This is a genomic window from Thiobacillus sp. 65-1402 (assembly GCF_001897685.1).
Taxonomy (GTDB): Bacteria; Pseudomonadota; Gammaproteobacteria; order Burkholderiales; family Thiobacillaceae; genus Thiobacillus.
The window spans coordinates 38,849-56,324 of the sequence record NZ_MKUG01000171.1 but is presented as its reverse complement, the minus strand read 5'-3'; the positions used below and the strand labels follow the sequence as shown (position 1 = coordinate 56,324).

General features: G+C 64.4%; 26 protein-coding genes and 2 tRNA genes. 10 read left to right on the top strand and 18 right to left on the bottom strand.

Going from position 1 to position 17,476, the window contains the following annotated elements; genetic code table 11:
* From BGO62_RS13010 to BGO62_RS12990, 5 genes are all read left to right on the top strand, one after another.
* A partial coding sequence (locus BGO62_RS13010; protein WP_296643195.1) for a permease occupies window positions 1-550 on the top strand: 550 nt, incomplete at its 5' end.
* Window positions 547-858, top strand: a complete 312-nt coding sequence (locus BGO62_RS13005) for a hypothetical protein (RefSeq protein WP_296640097.1) — start codon at window positions 547-549, stop codon at window positions 856-858. The genes BGO62_RS13010 and BGO62_RS13005, both read left to right, overlap by 4 nt.
* A 26-nt stretch (window positions 859-884) precedes the next feature.
* Window positions 885-1,691 (top strand): arsenite methyltransferase, encoded by an 807-nt coding sequence (locus tag BGO62_RS13000; RefSeq protein WP_296643193.1) that lies wholly within the window; start codon window positions 885-887, stop codon window positions 1,689-1,691.
* Window positions 1,692-1,703: 12 nt separating this feature from the next.
* Complete coding sequence (locus tag BGO62_RS12995) at window positions 1,704-1,934, top strand: thioredoxin family protein (RefSeq protein ID WP_296643191.1); 231 nt, start codon at window positions 1,704-1,706, stop codon at window positions 1,932-1,934.
* Window positions 1,935-2,052: 118 nt separating this feature from the next.
* A complete protein-coding gene (locus BGO62_RS12990; protein ID WP_296643189.1) occupies window positions 2,053-2,949 on the top strand; it encodes a universal stress protein in 897 nt (298 codons plus the stop codon).
* Between the two features lie 155 nt (window positions 2,950-3,104).
* Here the strand turns inward: BGO62_RS12990 and BGO62_RS12985 are convergent.
* Together BGO62_RS12985 and gltX are read right to left on the bottom strand one after the other, a co-directional pair.
* Window positions 3,105-3,180: transfer RNA gene (locus BGO62_RS12985), tRNA-Thr, on the bottom strand.
* A 30-nt stretch (window positions 3,181-3,210) separates the two neighbouring features.
* Window positions 3,211-4,614, bottom strand: a complete 1,404-nt coding sequence (gene gltX, locus BGO62_RS12980) for a glutamate--tRNA ligase (protein WP_296643187.1) — start codon at window positions 4,612-4,614, stop codon at window positions 3,211-3,213.
* Between the two features lie 195 nt (window positions 4,615-4,809).
* On the opposite strand from gltX, the gene BGO62_RS12975 reads away from it, so the two are divergent.
* Window positions 4,810-4,884 (top strand) — tRNA-Val (locus tag BGO62_RS12975).
* A gap of 5 nt (window positions 4,885-4,889) precedes the next feature.
* Here the strand turns inward: BGO62_RS12975 and BGO62_RS12970 are convergent.
* From BGO62_RS12970 to BGO62_RS12915, 12 genes are all read right to left on the bottom strand, one after another.
* Entirely contained in the window at window positions 4,890-5,840 is a 951-nt protein-coding gene (locus BGO62_RS12970) for a site-specific integrase (protein WP_296643185.1), read from the bottom strand.
* A gap of 163 nt (window positions 5,841-6,003) precedes the next feature.
* Window positions 6,004-6,468 carry a hypothetical protein gene (locus BGO62_RS12965; RefSeq protein ID WP_296643183.1) on the bottom strand — a complete coding sequence of 155 codons (465 nt, stop codon included), beginning with the start codon at window positions 6,466-6,468 and terminating at the stop codon, window positions 6,004-6,006.
* Window positions 6,465-7,406 carry an integron integrase gene (locus tag BGO62_RS12960; RefSeq protein ID WP_296643198.1) on the bottom strand — a complete coding sequence of 314 codons (942 nt, stop codon included), beginning with the start codon at window positions 7,404-7,406 and terminating at the stop codon, window positions 6,465-6,467. Before BGO62_RS12960 ends, BGO62_RS12965 begins: the two co-directional genes overlap by 4 nt.
* 111 nt (window positions 7,407-7,517) lie before the next feature.
* Window positions 7,518-7,787: a hypothetical protein gene (locus BGO62_RS12955; protein ID WP_296643181.1), complete on the bottom strand. Its 270-nt coding sequence runs from the start codon at window positions 7,785-7,787 to the stop codon at window positions 7,518-7,520.
* Window positions 7,788-7,843: 56 nt separating this feature from the next.
* The gene (locus BGO62_RS12950; protein ID WP_296643178.1) at window positions 7,844-8,185 is read right to left on the bottom strand and encodes a hypothetical protein; all 342 of its coding nucleotides are present in this window, start codon (window positions 8,183-8,185) and stop codon (window positions 7,844-7,846) included.
* On the bottom strand, window positions 8,186-8,800 hold the full coding sequence (locus BGO62_RS12945) for a hypothetical protein (protein ID WP_296643176.1): 615 nt from the start codon (window positions 8,798-8,800) through the stop codon (window positions 8,186-8,188).
* A gap of 97 nt (window positions 8,801-8,897) precedes the next feature.
* Window positions 8,898-9,155, bottom strand: coding sequence for a hypothetical protein (locus BGO62_RS12940; protein WP_296643173.1), 258 nt, complete (start codon window positions 9,153-9,155; stop codon window positions 8,898-8,900).
* Window positions 9,156-9,170: 15 nt separating this feature from the next.
* Window positions 9,171-10,031, bottom strand: coding sequence for a DUF2303 family protein (locus BGO62_RS12935; protein WP_296643171.1), 861 nt, complete (start codon window positions 10,029-10,031; stop codon window positions 9,171-9,173).
* A 9-nt stretch (window positions 10,032-10,040) separates the two neighbouring features.
* A complete protein-coding gene (locus BGO62_RS12930) occupies window positions 10,041-10,385 on the bottom strand; it encodes a hypothetical protein (protein WP_296643168.1) in 345 nt (114 codons plus the stop codon).
* A gap of 50 nt (window positions 10,386-10,435) precedes the next feature.
* The gene (locus BGO62_RS12925) at window positions 10,436-11,011 is read right to left on the bottom strand and encodes a hypothetical protein (RefSeq protein WP_296643165.1); all 576 of its coding nucleotides are present in this window, start codon (window positions 11,009-11,011) and stop codon (window positions 10,436-10,438) included.
* A gap of 2 nt (window positions 11,012-11,013) precedes the next feature.
* A complete protein-coding gene (locus BGO62_RS12920; RefSeq protein WP_296643163.1) occupies window positions 11,014-11,247 on the bottom strand; it encodes a hypothetical protein in 234 nt (77 codons plus the stop codon).
* Window positions 11,247-11,393, bottom strand: coding sequence for a hypothetical protein (locus tag BGO62_RS12915; protein ID WP_296643161.1), 147 nt, complete (start codon window positions 11,391-11,393; stop codon window positions 11,247-11,249). Before BGO62_RS12915 ends, BGO62_RS12920 begins: the two co-directional genes overlap by 1 nt.
* Window positions 11,394-11,654: 261 nt before the next feature.
* On the opposite strand from BGO62_RS12915, the gene BGO62_RS12910 reads away from it, so the two are divergent.
* Window positions 11,655-11,960, top strand: coding sequence for a hypothetical protein (locus BGO62_RS12910; protein WP_296643158.1), 306 nt, complete (start codon window positions 11,655-11,657; stop codon window positions 11,958-11,960).
* A 105-nt stretch (window positions 11,961-12,065) separates the two neighbouring features.
* Here the strand turns inward: BGO62_RS12910 and BGO62_RS12905 are convergent, their stop codons facing one another.
* From BGO62_RS12905 to BGO62_RS12895, 3 genes are all read right to left on the bottom strand, one after another.
* Entirely contained in the window at window positions 12,066-12,461 is a 396-nt protein-coding gene (locus BGO62_RS12905; protein ID WP_296643156.1) for a hypothetical protein, read from the bottom strand.
* Window positions 12,458-12,856, bottom strand: a complete 399-nt coding sequence (locus BGO62_RS12900; RefSeq protein ID WP_296643152.1) for a hypothetical protein — start codon at window positions 12,854-12,856, stop codon at window positions 12,458-12,460. The genes BGO62_RS12905 and BGO62_RS12900 overlap by 4 nt, the downstream gene beginning before the upstream one ends.
* Before the next feature lie 69 nt (window positions 12,857-12,925).
* On the bottom strand, window positions 12,926-13,369 hold the full coding sequence (locus BGO62_RS12895) for a helix-turn-helix transcriptional regulator (RefSeq protein ID WP_296643149.1): 444 nt from the start codon (window positions 13,367-13,369) through the stop codon (window positions 12,926-12,928).
* Between BGO62_RS12895 and BGO62_RS12890 the strand changes: the two genes are divergently transcribed.
* Entirely contained in the window at window positions 13,368-13,808 is a 441-nt protein-coding gene (locus BGO62_RS12890; protein WP_296643146.1) for a YdaS family helix-turn-helix protein, read from the top strand. The genes BGO62_RS12895 and BGO62_RS12890 overlap by 2 nt on opposite strands.
* A gap of 93 nt (window positions 13,809-13,901) precedes the next feature.
* On the opposite strand, the gene BGO62_RS12885 is transcribed toward BGO62_RS12890, so the two are convergent.
* Entirely contained in the window at window positions 13,902-14,246 is a 345-nt protein-coding gene (locus tag BGO62_RS12885; protein WP_296643143.1) for a hypothetical protein, read from the bottom strand.
* A gap of 222 nt (window positions 14,247-14,468) precedes the next feature.
* On the opposite strand from BGO62_RS12885, the gene BGO62_RS12880 reads away from it, so the two are divergent.
* Both BGO62_RS12880 and BGO62_RS12875 read left to right on the top strand, forming a co-directional pair.
* A complete protein-coding gene (locus tag BGO62_RS12880) occupies window positions 14,469-14,912 on the top strand; it encodes a phage regulatory CII family protein (RefSeq protein WP_296643140.1) in 444 nt (147 codons plus the stop codon).
* Between the two features lie 177 nt (window positions 14,913-15,089).
* A complete protein-coding gene (locus BGO62_RS12875; RefSeq protein WP_296643137.1) occupies window positions 15,090-17,345 on the top strand; it encodes a VapE domain-containing protein in 2,256 nt (751 codons plus the stop codon).
* Window positions 17,346-17,476: the final 131 nt, after the last annotated feature.

The following is a 17,476-nucleotide window of genomic DNA, read 5'->3' as shown; positions in this document are numbered from 1 at the left end:
CGCCGGGCTCAGCGTCGCCTTGATCGGCGGCTTCGTGCTGGAGCGTTTCAAGCCGGAGCGCTGGATCGAGGACTACGTGTGGAAAATCCGCGTGGGCGAAACCGCCGCGATCGAAGAGGACACCTCGCTGCGCGCCCGGCACGGCTATGCGGTCGCCCAGGTGAAGGAAATCGTCGGCCGTATCTGGAAATTCATCCTCATCGGGGTGGGGGTCGGCGCTTTCATCCATGGCTACGTGCCGGCGGATTTCGTCGCGAAGATCGCCGGCGACGGCGGCGTGCTGTCGGTCGTCGGCGCGGTGCTGGTCGGCGTGCCTCTGTATTCCGACGCGGTGGGCATCATCCCCATCGCCGAGGTTCTGCTGCAAAAAGGGGTGCCCATCGGCACCGTGCTGGCGTTCATGATGGCGGTGACCGCGTTGTCGCTGCCGGAATTGATCATCCTGAAGAAAGTCGCGAAGGTGCCGTTGCTGGCGCTGTTCACGGCCTACCTCAGCATCGCGTTCATCATCGTGGGCTTGCTGTTCAATGCCTTGAAAGGGGTTTTATGAGTACCGACCTGCATCCCTCCATCGTCGCCCTGGTTTCGCTGGCGGCCAATGTCGCGGCCAACCATCCCGGCCAGGGCCTGTGCCAGATCGAGCGCCTGAAGGACTACGGCGTGTCGCGCGAGCAGATCGACACGGTGATCGAGATCGCGCGCCACATCCGCGACGAAACCGCGCAAAAGCTCGACGCCAAGTTCGATGCGGCCTACGCTGGCCATTTTCCGCAGGCGGCCGACCGGCTCGCCGCCATTGCGGCGGCGGAAAGCGGTGCCTGCTGCACCCCCACGCCTTCCGGCAAACCGTGCTGCTGAGGCGCGGACGCGAACAAGGAGTCCTCATGACTATCAACGAACACGACCAGATCCGCCAGCAGGTGCGCGCCGCCTACGGCGCCGTGGCGCGGACCGAATCCAGCGGCTGCTGCGCGCCGAGCGCGGGCTGCTGCGCGCCGTCGGATCAGGACGTCGCCGAGCTGCTGTCGCGCGGCATCGGCTACAGCGCCGAGGAGACGGCGGCGGTGCCGGAAGGCGCCAACCTCGGGCTCGGCTGCGGCAACCCGCAGGCCATCGCGGCGCTCAAGCTGGGTGAAACCGTGCTCGACCTCGGCAGCGGCGCAGGCTTCGACGCCTTCCTCGCCGCGCGCCAGGTCGGCCCGGACGGCACCGTCATCGGCGTCGACATGACCCCCGACATGGTGTCCAAGGCGCGCGCCAATGCGGTCATGGGCGGCTACGCCAACGTGGAATTCCGCCTCGGCGAGATCGAGCATCTGCCGGTCGCCGACGCCAGCGTCGATGCCATCATGTCCAACTGCGTCATCAACCTGTCGCCGGACAAGGCCCAGGTCTTTCGCGAGGCCTGGCGGGCGCTGAAGCCCGGCGGCCGCCTCGCCATTTCCGACATCGTCACCACCGCGCCGCTGCCGGCGGCCATGCGGCAGGAAGTCGCCCTCTACACCGCCTGCGTGGCCGGCGCCGCGAGCGTCGACGAACTCGCGGCGATGCTCGCGGCGGCGGGCTTCGCCGACATCCGCCTCGCCCCCCAGGACGCCAGCCGCGAGTTCATTCGCCACTGGGCGCCCGGCCGCGGGGTCGAGGATTTCATCGCCTCGGCCAGCATCGAGGCGGTCAAGCCGGCAAACTGAAGGAGAACGCAAATGAAAGACATCAAAGTGCTCGGCAGCGGCTGCGCCAACTGCAAGACCACCCTGAAGCTCATCGAGGAAGTCGCGCAGGCGCGCGGCGTGCAGGTCAATCTGGAAAAGGTCGACGACATGGCGGCCATCCTCGGCTACGGGGTCATGTCCACCCCCGGCGTGGTGATCGACGGCAAGGTGGTGCATGCCGGCGGCGTGCCGGACCGCAAGAAGATCGAAAGCTGGCTCTGAGGGCTCAAGCGCTCGAATGAGAGGACGGGGATGCAGGCGGGCGTGATGCCTGAAATCCCGATCCACGCAGCATGTCTATTATGAGTGGTCCTGCTCGTAAAACTTCCGGGAACCCGCCATGCCCAGCCTCCGATACATCGTTGCCGCCACCGATTTTTCAGATTTTTCCGAACGGGTGGTGCAGCGCGCCGCGCACCTGGCCGAACAGCACCAAGCCGAGCTGCATCTGCTGCACGTGGTGCGCCCGCTCGACCTTTATCCCGGCCTGACGCTGGCCCCGGATGAATTCAAGCATACCGACCAGGATTTGTTGCAGGCGGAGCAGACCCGGCTCGACGCCATGGCTGCCAGCCTGGTCAGCCGGCTGGGGATCCGCGTCCGCACCGCCACCCGTCTGGGCCGGGCGCATACCGAAATCGCCGCCTATGCGCAGGAGGTGTCCGCCGATCTGGTGGCTGCCGGAGTGCGCGGCGAAAACACGCTCATGGATCTGTTCCTGGGATCGACCGTGTCGCGTCTGCTGCGGGTGGCCACCTGCCCGGTGCTCATCGTCAGGAATCCCGCGGACGGACCCTACCGCCAGGTGCTGGCGGCGGTCGATTTCTCCCCGGTGTCGGCGGCAGTGGTCGCCCATGCGCTGACGCTTGCCGGCGGCGCGCCGGTGCACACACTGCACGTGCTGGGCAGCGAGGTCGAGCAGCGCTTGCGCAGGGCGAAGTCGGACCAGGTGGACATCACGGGCTGGCTCGCCAAACTGCGCAGCGAGGCCGAGAAACAGCTGGATGCCCTGCTGGCCCCGATCGACAACAGCCCGGCTGTCGTGCGCCTGATCCAGTCGGGTTTTCCCCCCGCTGCAATCTGCCAGTGCATCGAGGACAACCATGCCGACCTGGTCGTTCTCGGCCGCCATGGCTACGGCGGCGGCTTGCAGGACTGGCTGCTGGGCAGCGTGAGCAAGGATGTGGCCCTCGCCGCGACGTGCGACGTGCTGCTCATCAGCCCGGGCGGACAATAGGGGCTCTCGCCATGGCCGGCTGGCTTGGGATTATCAGCCTGCTGTGCCGGGGCCTTCCTTCCTTCGCCTTGCCTGGCTCAGGGACGCGGGCCGGCAGGAGGCAGTGGCCAGGACACAAACAAAAACGCCGCTCGGAGAGCGGCGTTTTTTACAACTGGTGCCGGCGATCGGAATCGAACTGACGACCTTCGCATTACGAATGCGCTGCTCTACCAACTGAGCTACGCCGGCGAAAAACAGCGCGCATTATAGCGGAATCGATCAGGCTTGTGCGGCCTGCAGCCCGGCTTTCAGGCGCGCGACCACCTTGTCCTGGCCGATCAGTTCGAGCGTGGCGTCGATCGCCGGCGTCTGCGGTTCGCCGGTGACCAGCACGCGTACCGGCATCGCCAGCTTGGGCATCTTGAGGCCGTGCGCGGCGAGCGTTTCCTTGAACGCCGCGCTGATCGCGCTGCGTTCCCAGTTCAGCGCTTCGAGGCGAGCGGCGAGTTCGCTCAAAGCGGGCAGCACCTCGGGGGTGACGTGCTGCGCCAGCAGCTCGGGCGTGGGATGCAGGGTGCGATAGAACAGCGTGGCGGCGTCGGCCAGTTCCACGATCGTCGCTGCGCGCTCCTTGACCAGCGCGCACACCGCGGCAAGGGCGGGGCCGTCGTCCGGATTGGCGCCGTTGCGCAGCAGGAAAGGGCGCATCAGTCCGGCCAGCCGCGCGTCGTCGGCTGCCTTGATGTACTGCTGGTTGAGCCAGCGCAGCTTCTCGGTATTGAACTGCGCGGCCGACGGCGTGATGCGGTCGAGGTCGAACCACTGCACGAACTGTTCGCGGCTGAAAATCTCGGCGTCGCCGTGCGACCAGCCGAGCCGTGCCAGGTAGTTGATCACGGCTTCCGGCAGGTAGCCGTCCTCGCAATACTGCATCACCGACACCGCGCCGTGGCGCTTGGAGAGCTTGGTGCCGTCGTCGCCGAGGATCATCGACAGGTGGGCGTACTGCGGCACCGTCGCGCCGAGCGCCCTGAGGATGTTGATCTGGCGCGGGGTGTTGTTGACGTGGTCGTCGCCGCGGATGACGTGGCTGATCCGCATGTCCCAGTCGTCCACCACCACGCAGAAGTTGTAGGTCGGCGTGCCGTCGCCGCGCGCGATGATGAGGTCGTCGAGCTCGGCATTGGAAAACTCGATGGTGCCTTTGACCAGATCCTTCCACGCCACCGTGCCCTCGGCGGGGTTACGGAAGCGCACCACCGGCTGCACGCCGGAAGGCGGCACCGGCAGCGCCTTGCCGGGCTCGGGGCGCCAGCGCCCGTCGTAGCGCGGTTTTTCGCCGCGCGCGCGCTGCGCCTCGCGCATGGCGTCGAGTTCCTCGGTGCTGCAATAGCAGTGATAGGCCTGGCCTTTTTCCAGCATCTGCGCGATCACTTCCTTGTAGCGGTACATCCGCTCCAGTTGGTAGAACGGGCCTTCGTCGTGCGCAAGATCCAGCCAGGCCATGCCGTCGAGAATCGCCTGCACCGCCTCGGGGGTGGAGCGCTCGATGTCGGTGTCCTCGATGCGCAGGATGAACTGGCCGCCGTGATGGCGCGCGAACGCCCACGAAAACAGCGCGGTGCGCGCGCCGCCGATATGCAGGTAACCGGTGGGCGAGGGGGCGAAACGGGTGCGGATCATGGCAAGACCGAATGGAAAAAGGCGCTATTTTACTGGATAGGCGCTGCCAAAATTGACCTTCCCCGCCGGGATGTGGTTTAATTCGCGCCGCTTCGGGGCAGTTAGCTCAGCGGTAGAGCATCGCCTTCACACGGCAAGTGCTTTCCTTGATTGGCGTGGCTTCCCGAGCGGTCTGTGTAATTTCCGGTGTAATCCGGGCGGTTAACTCAGCGGTAGAGTGCCACCTTCACACGGTGGAAGTCACTGGTTCGATCCCAGTACCGCCCACCATTCCCCTATTTGGCTTTGAACGCCCGCAGCATCGCGTCGCGCTGCTGTTCGATCTGCATGTGCGCGTAGCGCTCGGTCGTTTTCACGCTGCTGTGGCCGAGGATCTTGGACACGGTGAAGAGGTCGGCGCCGGTGGCGATGAGGATGCTGGCGCAGCTGTGGCGGAGGTCGTGGAAGTTGACGTCGGGCATGCCGGCGTCTTCGCGCGCGCGGCGCCAGGCGCTTTTGATTCCTTCGATGCCGACTTCGAGCGGGAAGTGCTTTAGCCACGGGCGCAGGGCCGGCACGATGGGCACGGTGCGGGTGCGCAGGGTCTTGGTGTTGCCGGCGTGGATGATGAGGCTGTCGCGGCCGATGTCTTCGCGGCGCAGTTTGACGATTTCGCCGCGCCTAGCGCCGGTGAGCAGGGCGGTCCAGATGGCGGCCTGCACCGGCGTGCTGCAATGGCTGGCGATGGACTGCACCTGGTCGAGGCTGAGGTAGGTGCTGCGGGCGTTGTTCTCGGGCAGGCGCTTGACGTGAGCGCTGTAATCGACGGGGATGAGTCCGCGCTCCCAGGCGAGGCGCAGGGCTTTCTTGAGGGTGCCGAGGCTGCGGTTGATGGTGCCGGCGGCGTAGTGGCCGGCCATGTCCTTGACGATGTGGGCGGCAGCCTGGCGGGCCTGACTGGCGCGGTATTTTTCGAGCCAGAGCGCGATGCGGCGGGCGTGGTCGAGGGCGGTCTTGGTGCTGCGCAGGGTTTCGGCGTGGGCGACGTACAGGCTGATGACTTCGGTAAGGCGCGGGTCGCTGGGGATACGCGGCGTTTTGGCGACGGCGAGCGCGGCGCGCAGGTCGGCTTCTAGCTGCTTGGCAGCACCCGCAGTTGCGTCTTGCGGCAGGATGCGGTGAACTCGGCGCCCGTCGACCATAATGCCGACGTGCCGGCGTCCCTTCTTGTCTGTCCAGATTGACATGGTTGATTCTCCCGCAGCCAGGCTTTGCACTCTTCCAGATCGTAGCGCTTGGCCCTGATCCCGACGGGAGTATAGGGCATGCCGTCCAGTTCGAGCCGCCGGACGGTGGACTCGCTGATGGTGAGGGCCGCGCAGAGCTGCTGGCGGGTGAGGGCAGGGGTGGTCATGCCGGCACGCGCTCCAGGATGTGGCCTTGCGCAGCCCGGCGTCGCGCTTCGAACAGGGCGTCGCGGCATTCGGCGCGCGGCACGTTGGCGATCTGCTGTTCGTGCAGTTCGGCGCCGCGGTTGATGGCCTGCATTTCGCTGCCGGAGAATCCCCATTTACCGGTGCGCTCGTGGCGGGCCTTGATCTCCATGAGGGCGTCCTGCAGGGTGTAGACGACGTCGATGTATTCGGGGCCGACGTCGCGTTCGCACAGGATGAGGCTGACGTTGGCCATGGCGGCGAAGGTCCAGAAGTCATCCTCGATGCCGAGTCCGTTGCGCATGCGCAGGATGCCGGTGTGGATGGCCTTGCCAAGGTCGTCGAGCTGGTCGCGGGTCATGCCGTGCTGCATGGCGATGGTGTTCTGCCAGGCGAGGGGGTCGGCTACCCAGCGGGTTCTGCGCTTGCCGTGTTTTCTCATGCTGTGATCCTGTCAAGCGGGCTGGTGGCGCCGCACGCGCCCCGGTTGAGTACGTGGGTATAGATCATGGTGGTGCTCACATCGCTGTGGCCGAGCAGTTCCTGCACGGTGCGGATGTCCGATCCGGTTTCGAGCAGGTGGGTGGCAAAGCTGTGGCGTAGGGTGTGCGGATGCACCAGTTTGTGGATTCTGGCTGCTTGAGCAGCGGCCTTTACAGCGCGCTGGATATTGCGCTCGTTCCAGTGGTGGCGGCGCACGCTGCCGCTACGCGGATCGGTGCTGTAGCTCGGCGCGGCGAAGACGTATTGCCATGCCCACTCGGACGCGGCGCGCGGGTATTTGCGGGCGATGGCGTCTGGCAGCTCGACGTCGGCGTGGCCGGTGGATAGGTCGAGGTTGTGCCAGCGGAGCCGCTCGTCGATGTGCTGTATCAGGTCTTCAACCAAGCTGGCCGGCAGCATGGTGACGCGGTCCTTGTTGCCCTTGCCTTCTCGAATGGTGATGAGGCGGCGCGCGAGGTCGACGTCCTTGATGCGCAGCCGCAGGCACTCCTTGATGCGCATGCCGGTGCCGTAGAGCAGCTTGATGATGAGGCCGTTGGTGCCGCTGACGTGTGCGAGCAGGGCGGCGATCTCCTGCTGGGTGAGCACGCTGGGCAGGCGCTTGGCCGTTCGGGCACGGGTGATGCCGTCGAGCCATGGCAGATCCACGCGGAGCACGTCGCGGTACAGAAACAGGATGGCGTGCATGGCTTGGTTCTGGGTGCTGGCGGAGACGTTGCGCTCGGTGGCCAGCGCGGAGAGGAATGCCTCGACCTCGGGCGCGCCCATCTCGGCCGGGTGGCGCTTGCCATGGAACAGGATGAAGCGCTTGGCCCAGTGCAGGTAGGTCTTCTCGGTGGAGTAGCTGTAGTGCCTGGTGCGGATAACCGCGCGCATCTGCTCCAGCAGCTTGGGCTTGGGCTGGGTGCCGTTCAACACTTGCGACGGTGTCGCGTTTGGTTTTTCGAGTGTGTGCATTGGCGCGGGTCTCCGTTGGGTGGGGTGGAGTTATGCGACAGGGGGTGTCGGAGAATTTAAGTTGGGCACCAGCAGTTCGGCCAGCTTTGTGTTGCCGTCGCCGCCGTAGGGGATGCACTCGCCGTCCCATCCGTGGCGCAGGTCGTCAACCTTCAACACCGCGCCATCCACTTCAATGCGCGGGTTCCAGTCGTCGCTGAAGATGTCGAGCTTGTAGCTATCTGCCACTTGGTGCGCGTGTGATTCATCCTCGGCCATCACCACGCCGTAGGTGGTTATTTCAACCATGTAGAGTTTCATGTCTTCGCTCCAGTCCGTGTCCAACAATCCGGTCGAGCCGAGGCCCGCCAGCGTCTTTAATCCTTGCCTGATTCCGTAAGGCCCGGCTCACCGCAAGCGTTAGATGACTCATCACCGAGCCTCACGCGGGCTTCCCATGCTCGCCCGTCGTCAGTCCAGCTTGCCGCCATCGCAGCGCAGCACTCCGAGCACCAGCGGTAGCTCATCAGCGAGCCGTCGAACACAGCCGCCAGCAGTCGCACGCGCTCGCCCGGCACAATCTCTTGCCGGCACATGCCGCAGGTTCCACCCTTGCGCGCGGTGCCAATCTTGTCCTTCAGCACCTTGTCGCCAGGGCTTCCGAAATCACCCTCGAAGGGGTTCGTTTTCAAACACTCAGCTTCGTCAAACGTCGTCATCTAACCCTCCGTTCGTTCGGACGCTCCGCCTGCGGCTCCGCGCCGCACAACTTGAGCGTTATGCCCCTTGCACCGTGCGGCCAGCTCAACCAGCCATTCCGCCAGCGCCGGGGGCGTGTGCTCCCGCTCTGCCTTCGTTATGTGCGGGCGGTAGTCCTCGCGTTTCCGGCTCTGCACCACGTAGGCCGCCTCGCCCATCACGTAGGGCAGCGCCGGTATCTCGCCAGGTGCGCAGCCGACCACATAAAACCATGTGGCCTTTTCTGCCTTGTGGCCCCACCACTTCTGCGGCGCAGCCAGCGTCCATCCTCCGAGCTGGTCGCGTTCGCCAGGTCGCGGTAGTTTCTGCGCATCCCAAAGCGTCGAGCCGGCCGGGTGTTCGAGCACGCCGCCGAATTCCCGCACCAGTGCCACAGCCAGGCGCCCGAGGTTCCTTTCGTCCGGCCTCGGGTTTGCAAAGGCCCGTAGCCGGCCCCAGGCTCGGCAAGGAGGGTGCGCTACCACAGGCCACGGCCCGTCGTAGGTGCGCGCGTCTCGCTCGGCATCAAACACGTCCACGTCGGAAAGTTCCTTGTAGTGGCTGTCGGCGCGTGCGAAGAGGATGGCTACGGTCATCGCGTTTCTCAATCGTCGGGGCACAACCCGTCGTGCGAAGGGACGCGCCGCGATGAAGCTGCATCGCGCCCCTCCACTCTGTCATTGAGTGGCCCGCTCACGCCGCACCCTTCTTCATATACCGCCGATGCACGTACATGCTGGCGGTGATTCCAAACGGGCCGCCGAGCATGTAGGCGGCGACCTCGCTAAAGCCGGCTTCCGGCATCAGCCGGTAGAGCGCCAGGTGGCCGGCGCCGATTAGAAAGCTGGTGAGGAATGCCGCCACGTAGTGCCCCTGGTTGACGTTCTGGCTCTGGAAGCCGAGGGCGAACACGCTCATGAAGCAGCTGGCGAAGAGGAGGAGTTCGTTCACGACGGCCGCCCTTGGTCAGCTGTTGGCGAACGGGTTGCCGAAGAAGAACGGGGTCCCGGTCTTCTCCTTGATCTGGCCGATCAGGGTCGAGGTGGCATCTTCGAGCACCTTGTCCTGGCGGATCAGTTCAAACCAGAAGGTCAACTTGCCGTCGCGTACGCGGTAGCGCAGCCGGGCGTCGATGCGATAGGCGTCGCCGTTCCAGAAGACCTGCAGGCCGATGCTGAAGCGGTCGAAGACCTGCATTTTCTGGATGGTCTGGGCGTCGTCATCCTGGGTGAAACTCATCTGCACGCCGCCGCTCTGCAGCCGGATCGCGCTTTTGAAGCGCATGTCCTGGTTGGCCTCGAAGGTGAGTGCCATTTCGAGCATCTGCGCGCCGGTGGGGCTGCCGTCGACGCTGGCGATGTCCTTGAGGTTTTCTTCGATGAACGAAGCGAAGTCGGGTTGGTTGAATGGCTGTTTGTTCTTGCCCACCCAGCGGTTCCACTCCTCCGAAAACTCGGGCGAGAAGCTGGCCTTGTGGTCGCGCCAGGCTGCTGCGTCCTTGTCCTCGCCGTGGTCGTTGAGGATGCCGGTGAACTTGACGTCGCCAGCCTTGTAATTGGCGATGCACCAGATCGTGCTGCTGTTGAGCGATCCGTGGCGCTTGATGTAGTCGACGAAGCTGTCGGCATCGTTGAGCTCGATGGTCGCTTTCTTGCGGCGCGGGGCGTCGAGCAGCTTTTCTTCGTCGCGCTCTTCCAGCTTCCAGCCCGGGGGCATGGCAATGCGCTTGATGTGCGACTCGGGTTTGCTGCCGATCTCGGTCGGCGCCTTCATCTCGCGGGACAGGGTCTGCGCGAGGTTTTCGGTTTCGGTGCTTGCGAGTTCCATCGTGGTTCCTTATGCGGATTTGAGTTGTGTGGGCGCGGCCTCGGAGGCGGACGGCACGCTCTTGAGATCCAGCTTTTGCTGGTGTGGATCGTCGGCGACCAGGTTGCCCTCGGGGGTGGCGAACAGCATCGCTTCCATCGGCTCGTCGGCGGGCTTGGTCACCTTGACCTTGCCGGTTAGGATCATGGCGCCGCCGCGCGTGGCCTTCTTCACGTTGATGCTCAGGTCGATGCGCCCGGACTTGCCGGACGAATCGACCGCCGCCACCAGCTCGGCGAGTTTGTCGCTGGCGGTGTCGATGAACACGCCGCCGCCGATATGGCGGAGGGTGTCGGTGATGGGTCTTGCTGACATTTTGATACTCCTTTTACGGCCTGGCTCGATGGGGCAGGCTTCCCGGGTGGTCAAGCGGTTTGCTCCAGGCGTTCGGCGACGGCGAGCGTGGTCAGCTCGCGGATGAGGTCGGCGTGTCGTTCCTTCAACGCCGGCAGGCCAGCCAGGACTTCCTGGCGCCTGGTCGCTGGGTCGAGCTTGTCGCGGGCGCAGGTGTGGGCAATTGAGTGGATGGCGTCGCGAGCCTTGGTATGCAAGCTATTTCCAACGGGGCTGCTGCGATCCCGGAACGACCGGAGCTCGAATCCGTAAAACGGTACGCGCTCGGCTGTTGCAATCAGCGCGATGCAGTCCGCCACGTCGGCATACAGCAGCGTGGCGAATTCCTTCCTGGCCGCCGTGAGGCGCTTCTCGTAGTCTTTCCTGATCGCGTCGGCCTCGCGGGCATCCTTCGCGAGCGAGGCGATCACCTTGTCCATCGCCGTGAGTGCGGCGCGGATGGCGGTCGACTCGCCTGCCGTGAGGCCGTAGTCGTTCGGGTCGATCTTGCGCAGGGCGGTGGCTGTGCGCGCCATGTGGGCCTTGCGCGCTGCGATCACGGCGCCACCGTCGTGGAGCGCCTGGCTTTTCTGGAGGTCGCTCAGCATGATCAGGCCGCCATTTCCTCGGCCGCCATCGGTTGCATGCCAAGTTGATGCGCATGCGCCACATGCGCCAGGGTGCGCAGGTCGTCGACGATCGGCGAGCCCGGGGTGTAGACCGAGGCGTTGACGACCATGGAAGACAGCATCTGCGTGAGGCTGTGCCAGCGCCCGATGCTGGGCCGGGCCAGCGCCTCCTGCCAGCGCAGCGAGACGATGGAGGGGATGACGATGGGCTGCATCACACCACTCCGGCGGCGGCCAGCAGCACCATGACGGCCATTCCGGCCAGGCACACCGCAGCGATGATGGTGTCTGCGCGTTCGGCCTGCTCGGCCCGGCGCTGGGCGTTGTATGCACTCAGTTCGTTTCTGGTTCCGAAGTTCATTGCGATTCCCTCTCCCGTGGTTAATCGGTTCACTGCTCCCCAACATCACCCTGCGTCTTCGTGAGGCTCCTAGCCGGTTGCCCGACCGTGGGATGGGTCCAGGCCCATCACGTCTGCCGCTTGGGGTGCGCAACGGGGCGCGCGGCTACGGGGTATGTCGTTACTTTATAACCATGGTTCTCAATCTGTCAAGAACCAAGGTTATATTTTGTGGCACAATGAAGCCGCGCCCGATGTGGGCGAGTCGAAAAGGAGTCAGGGATGGATCAGAAAGAACTGGCGGAAGCGGGGGCGCCTGGCCTGCTGTACCGGCGCGAGGATGGCGTGGAGATCCCGCTTGATCAGGGTAATGTGTGGGTGTGGCGCATGGGCCCGTCTGGCCGCTGGATGTTGGCGCGATACATGGATGGCATGATCGAAGAAAGCTATGCGCCTATGGAAGACGCTGAGCTTGGGATCGCGCTCGCCGCAATCAGTCGTGGTTATCAACCACCACGTACCCTTCATCGTCTAGAGACACTGTCTGGGCGAATTCCGCCTGAAGGTGGCTCGGTGCCCGAGGCTTGAACCGCCTGAACACGAGCCCGCCGAAATCGACGGTGTAGTGCGCTGGATAGTTGCGAAGTTCGTCCAGCAGCTCGCCGACGGTGATGGTGGGGTGGGGTTTGTTGGTCATGGCGTCGCCGGTGGGCGGTAGTTGCTTGAGCCGATCAGCGATGCGCCTTGCTCGGTGGTCGCGCTCGATGTGGACTGGAAGACGCCGTTTGTGTCGAGGCTGAAGGTGACTTCGTTGGTGCGCACGTCGCTGCCGCCCACCAGGCCGCCGATGAAGGGGATGAAGGTTTCGCCGCGCACCCGGACGTCGACGTGTTGATAGACGATTTCGGTGGTGCCGTCCGACTTGTTTCTCACCACGTTGGGGCGGCCCAGGGCGGCCTCGATCTCGGCGCGCGTGCTCTTGCCGGGCTGGAAGGCGCGGGCCTGGTCGGGCTTGACATCCATGCCGGCGGACATGCAGCCGGCAAGCACTGTGGCCGCGATGATTGTAGTGGCTAGAGTCGTTTTCATGGCTTTGCTGCCGCCACGGTGCGGTTGAAGTCCAGCGCCTTCTCGTACTGGTCGGGGATACAGCCAATCCAGTTGTCACACCATACCGTGACCAGCATCCGGTACTTGCCGCCACCCAGTGGCTCTTTCGTTACCCTGGCTGCAAGATACGGGCTGCTGTCGGCTGGGTTGTAGGTTTCGATCAGGACGTTCGTCGCCGTCTGGATTTTGTAGCGGGCGTTGTGAACCACCCATAGCTGAGCGGCTTCCCATTTGACGTTGCAGTCGTCGGCGCCGGCGCAGGTCGGGATCGTCCGGTTGATCTCGTTGAGTACGGCTTGGCGTTGCGGGTCGGCTGTGGTGGCGCAGCCGCTCAATGTGGCGGCGATCAGCACTGCCGTCAGTGTGTTCTTCATGATGTTTCCCTCTCCCCTGTTTATTCGAATTGAAGCTCCAACTGTACCGCGAACATCAACACTCTGGCGCTACGCTGGTTTCTTGGTTTTGGTGCTGAGTTCCTTAAGTGCATCGCCAGCCTGAACGAGCCTTTGCACGTCGTAATCGGCAAGGTCCTGGCATACCTGCACCAGGTGCTTGATCCTTTCGTCGTGCACGTAAAGGCCGTCAACCATATCGCCCTGCCCCTCTGCCAGCCACATTGCCCTGACGCCGCATGCCTCGGCGAACTGCGCTGTGAACTCCGAGCCCGTGGCGTCGCTTCTTTCCAGCTTGGAGATGTTCTCCTGCGTGCACACGTTATTGATCCTATCCGCCAGCTGCTGCTGGGTCAGTTTGGCGTGGACGCGTGCCGTGCGTAAGCGTTCTCCGTATTTCATGGCTTGGAACCTATAACCACGGTCATAAACAGTCAAAGAACTGTAGTTGTTGACATCAGTAGAACCTTGGTTATATTCTGAGGGCATGAGCATGGAATCTCTCCAACAGGCAGTCGATTTGGCACACGGCCAGGCGCAACTGGCGCGCGGCATTCGCGAGCGAATCCCCGGGTCGAAAATCAGCCAGCCACATGTGTACAAGTGGCTTAACAGCCCCAACCCCGATCAAATGCCACCGGCCGACGTGGTGCTTGCGATCGCGGACTTTCTTGAGTACCGGATGACGCCGCACGATCTGCGGCCCGACCTGTACCCCAACCCCGGCGATGCTCTGCCGTCCCATATGGCTCCGGTATGCAAGTGCGCTTCGACCTTCGGGGAATTCGGCGAGCCGCGCTCGGGTGTCGAGCGCCGCGATGGCGACCGCCGCCAAGTGAGCGATCCCGACTTTGGTGATTTCGGCGAGCCGCGCGACGGGGAGCGGCGGGAGGAAGACCGCCGGCGCAGCGACGGCGATGAGGCCGCCGCGTGAGCAAGCGCGGCTGGTGGGAACGCTTGTTCGGGCGCGGCGATGAAGCCGAGATGTCGCGTGTGCTGTCGATTTCGACGCGCAAGGCGAATGATCTCAGGGCGCTGCGGGACGATCCGAATCCGGCCGCTCCAGCTTCGCGCGTATATCGCTCGACTGAAGAATCGCAGCAGAGAATACGTCGAGTGCTCGACGCGCTGCGGCCCGAAACTCGTCGTCCGCTTTGTCGAGCTTGCTGTCGATGCTGTCGTATGCGATCACGAGTACGCTGCGGATCATCGGCTCGGGGGCAGAAATGAGCGGCAGCATGGATAGGCATAGCTGCTCCATGCCGATGAGCAGGGCCGCGCGCTCGTCGCTGGTTTTTTGCGTCTCGATGAGTTCCGAGGAGAGTGTCCGCACGGCGTTCTCCAGGCGCTTGAGCCGTTCTTCGGTTTCCATGTCCGTTCCTTTCGGTGTGTGGTTTGGTGAGACTTGCCATTCTACCGAGCCTGGAACGGGCGCCTTTTCCGCCCTGGCAGATGGCGGTGCTGTTCGTAATCTGCCGCATGCAGTCCTCCTCCAATCCTTCCCCGGCGCTGTCCTGGCCGGGGCTTTTTTTCGATCAATGGATGCAGGCTACGCAATGGCCCGGCCGGCGTCAGCGTTCACGAGGGAGAGGCAATGAACATCACCGATGCGGCGTTCGCGACGGTGCACGATTACCCGGGCGGGTCTGAGAGCCTGGGGCCGCGGGTTGGGCTTGATCCGGCGGTGCTGCGGAACAAGGTCAATCCCAAGAACACGACGCATCACCTGCGCCTGGATGAGTCGGTGCGCATTCAGGGGGTGTCTGGCGACCACCGCATGTGCCGGGCGATGAATGAGGCGCTGGGCTATCTGCCGCCGATTCCCCGCATCGATGTGGCGGTGTCGGATGCGGCGCTGCTGGAGACGTACACGCGCTTGATGAGCGAGCTGGGCGACTTTTCCGGCAAGTTCCACCAGGCGCTGGCGGACGGCAAGTTGACCTCGCGCGAGATCGATGGGCTGCAGTCCGAAATGCTGGAATTTTTCGCGGCGGGCGAGGAGCTGTTGAACCGTGCCCGCCAGATTGCGGAGGGTTGACTTGGCGGGCCGCGCGATGAGCCAACCGGAGCGCCAGGCATGGGCGCTTTCGTACGCAATGCGTGCGCGGCCTACGCCGGAGCTGGCGTCGCGCTATTTCGAAACACTCAAACGAATGCTGGGCGATGACCCGGCAAACAATCAGAACACGGGGCCGGCGACGGCCGAGGGGACGGCGTGCAGGACAAGACAGATACAGCAGGTCTGAACGCCGTGGCGTTCGATGCGATCCCCCCCACGCTGGCTGCGCGCGCGCAGTGGTTGGTGTGGCGATTCGAGTCGAAGCCGGGGGATAAGAAGCCGCGCAAGGTGCCGTATTACGTTTCCGGCGCGCGCCGCACGGGTGAGCAGGGTTCGGACGCGGATCGGGCGGCGCTGGTCGATCTGGCCACGGCGCGGGCGGCGGTCGAGAAGGCTGGCAGTCGTTGGACGGGCGTGGGCTTCGCCTTTCTGCCGGGGGATGGCCTGATCGGGGTGGACCTCGATGGCATGTTCGATCCGGCGACGGAGCTGATGACGGAGCGCGGCGCGGCGATCATCGCTAACTGCAACAGCTACACGGAGTTCTCGCCGAGCGGCAAGGGTGTGCACATCATCTGCTCGGGCGAGACGGAGACGTTCAAGTCGAACGAGGTTGGCGTGGAGGTGTTCTGCGGGCGCCAGTTCTTCACGTTTACTGGCAAGCGCTATCCGGCCACGCCGGAAGAGGTGAACCCGCTGCCCGAGAAGGTGCTGAAGCGCCTGAAGGCGACGGTTGAGAGCGGCAAGAAGCGCGCGGCCACCGGCAAGCCATCCACTGCGCCGGCGCCAGCCCTGGAGGGCCGCGCCAAGGTCGAGAGCGCGCTGGCGTTCATTTCGCCGGAGTGCGGCTACGACGACTGGATTCACATCGGGATGGCGATCTGCTCGGAGCTGGGCACGGGCGCGGGCGATGTGTTCGATGCCTGGTCGGCGAAGTCGGCGAAGTATCCCGGCAGCGCCCAGGTGGCGACGCACTGGAAGAGTTTCGAGCCGGGCAAGGGCGTGACGGGGGCGACGATTTTCAAGCTGGCGATGGATGCCGGCTGGTCTCCGCCCAAGCCGCCGAAAGCATCACGGGCGCGGGCGCAGCCCGGTGGGGGGGGCAAGGCTTCCTCGCTGCCGGACGATATGCCGGACTGGCGCAAGAAACTGCTGTACGACAAGGGCGACCTGAAGGCCTGCCTGGCGAACGTGTACGACATCCTGCTCAACGATCCTTCGTGGCAGGGGGTGCTGGCGTTCGACGAATTCGCTCAGCGCACGGTGAAGCGTGCGCCGCCGCCTTTTGAGGGCGGCATGGCCGGCGAGTGGGACGGCACCGACGATAGCCGCACCGCGATGTGGTTGGCGCGGACGTATCGCTTCACGCCGTCGTCGATCATGGTGGCGGAGGCGGTGGAGGTGCTGGGGCGCGCGTTTGCGTTCCATCCCGTGCGCGACTGGCTGAAGTCGCTGCGGTGGGACGGCACGGCGCGCATCGATCACTGGCTGGAAGATTACCTCGGCGTGGCGCGCACCGAATACACGGAGCGGGTGGCGGCGTGGTTTCTGCTCGGCATGATCGCGCGGGTGATGCGGCCGGGGGTGAAGTTCGATTACTGCCTGGTGTTCGAGGGTATCCAGGGGCGCGGCAAGTCGACCACGCTGTCGATCCTGGGCGGCGAGTGGTTCGGCGACACCGACATCGATCTGCACAACAAGGATTCGATGGCGGCGCTGCAGGGCAAGTGGCTGTATGAGTTCCCCGAGCTGGGATCGCTGGCCCGCACCGAGTCGCTCAAACAGAAGTCGTTTCTGTCGCGCCAGATCGATGAATATCGGCCGGTGTATGGCCGGCGCCAGATCAAGGTGCCACGGCAGACGGTGTTCTCCGGCTCCACGAACGAATGGGAATGGAACAAGGACCCGACGGGCGGGCGTCGCTTCTGGCCGATCGAGGTCGGCGAGATCGATCTTTCCGGCTTGGCGAAGGTGCGCGACCAGCTGTTCGCCGAGGCCTTCGTGCGTTACCAGCAGGGTGAGCGGTTCTACCCAACGGGCGAAGAGCAGCGCCTTCATTTCGATCCCGAGCAGCTGAAGCGCGAGCAGGGCGAATCGCTGGTCGACGCGCTGCACGACTGGGTATACGAGCAATACAAGCCGTTCTCGGTGGCCATGGCGGCCTTCGAGGGGCTGAAGGTCATCGATGCCAGCAAGCTCACCCGCGACATGCAGACGCGCATCGGCATCGCCCTGCGCAAGCTCGGCTGCGGGCGCGTGGAAAAGCGCAACGGCATGGTGCGCTACTGGTACACGGCACCGAAGAGGGACTCTGATCCAGCGACAAATGAAACGGCACCACCGGCAATGGAAACTGCGCGCGTAGGTGGTGTGCGACCCGGGGAAGGAGGGCTCGATGCCGCGCCATTCTAGCCCCGAGGTTAGGAAGGTTGGGAGCAGGTTAGGAAGCCTGAATCCCGCATGGATAAAGGAGGTTCCTAACCTTCCTAACCTTCCCAACCTGTTTTGCTTTTCCTTACACGTAGCGCGTGCATGGCACGCAC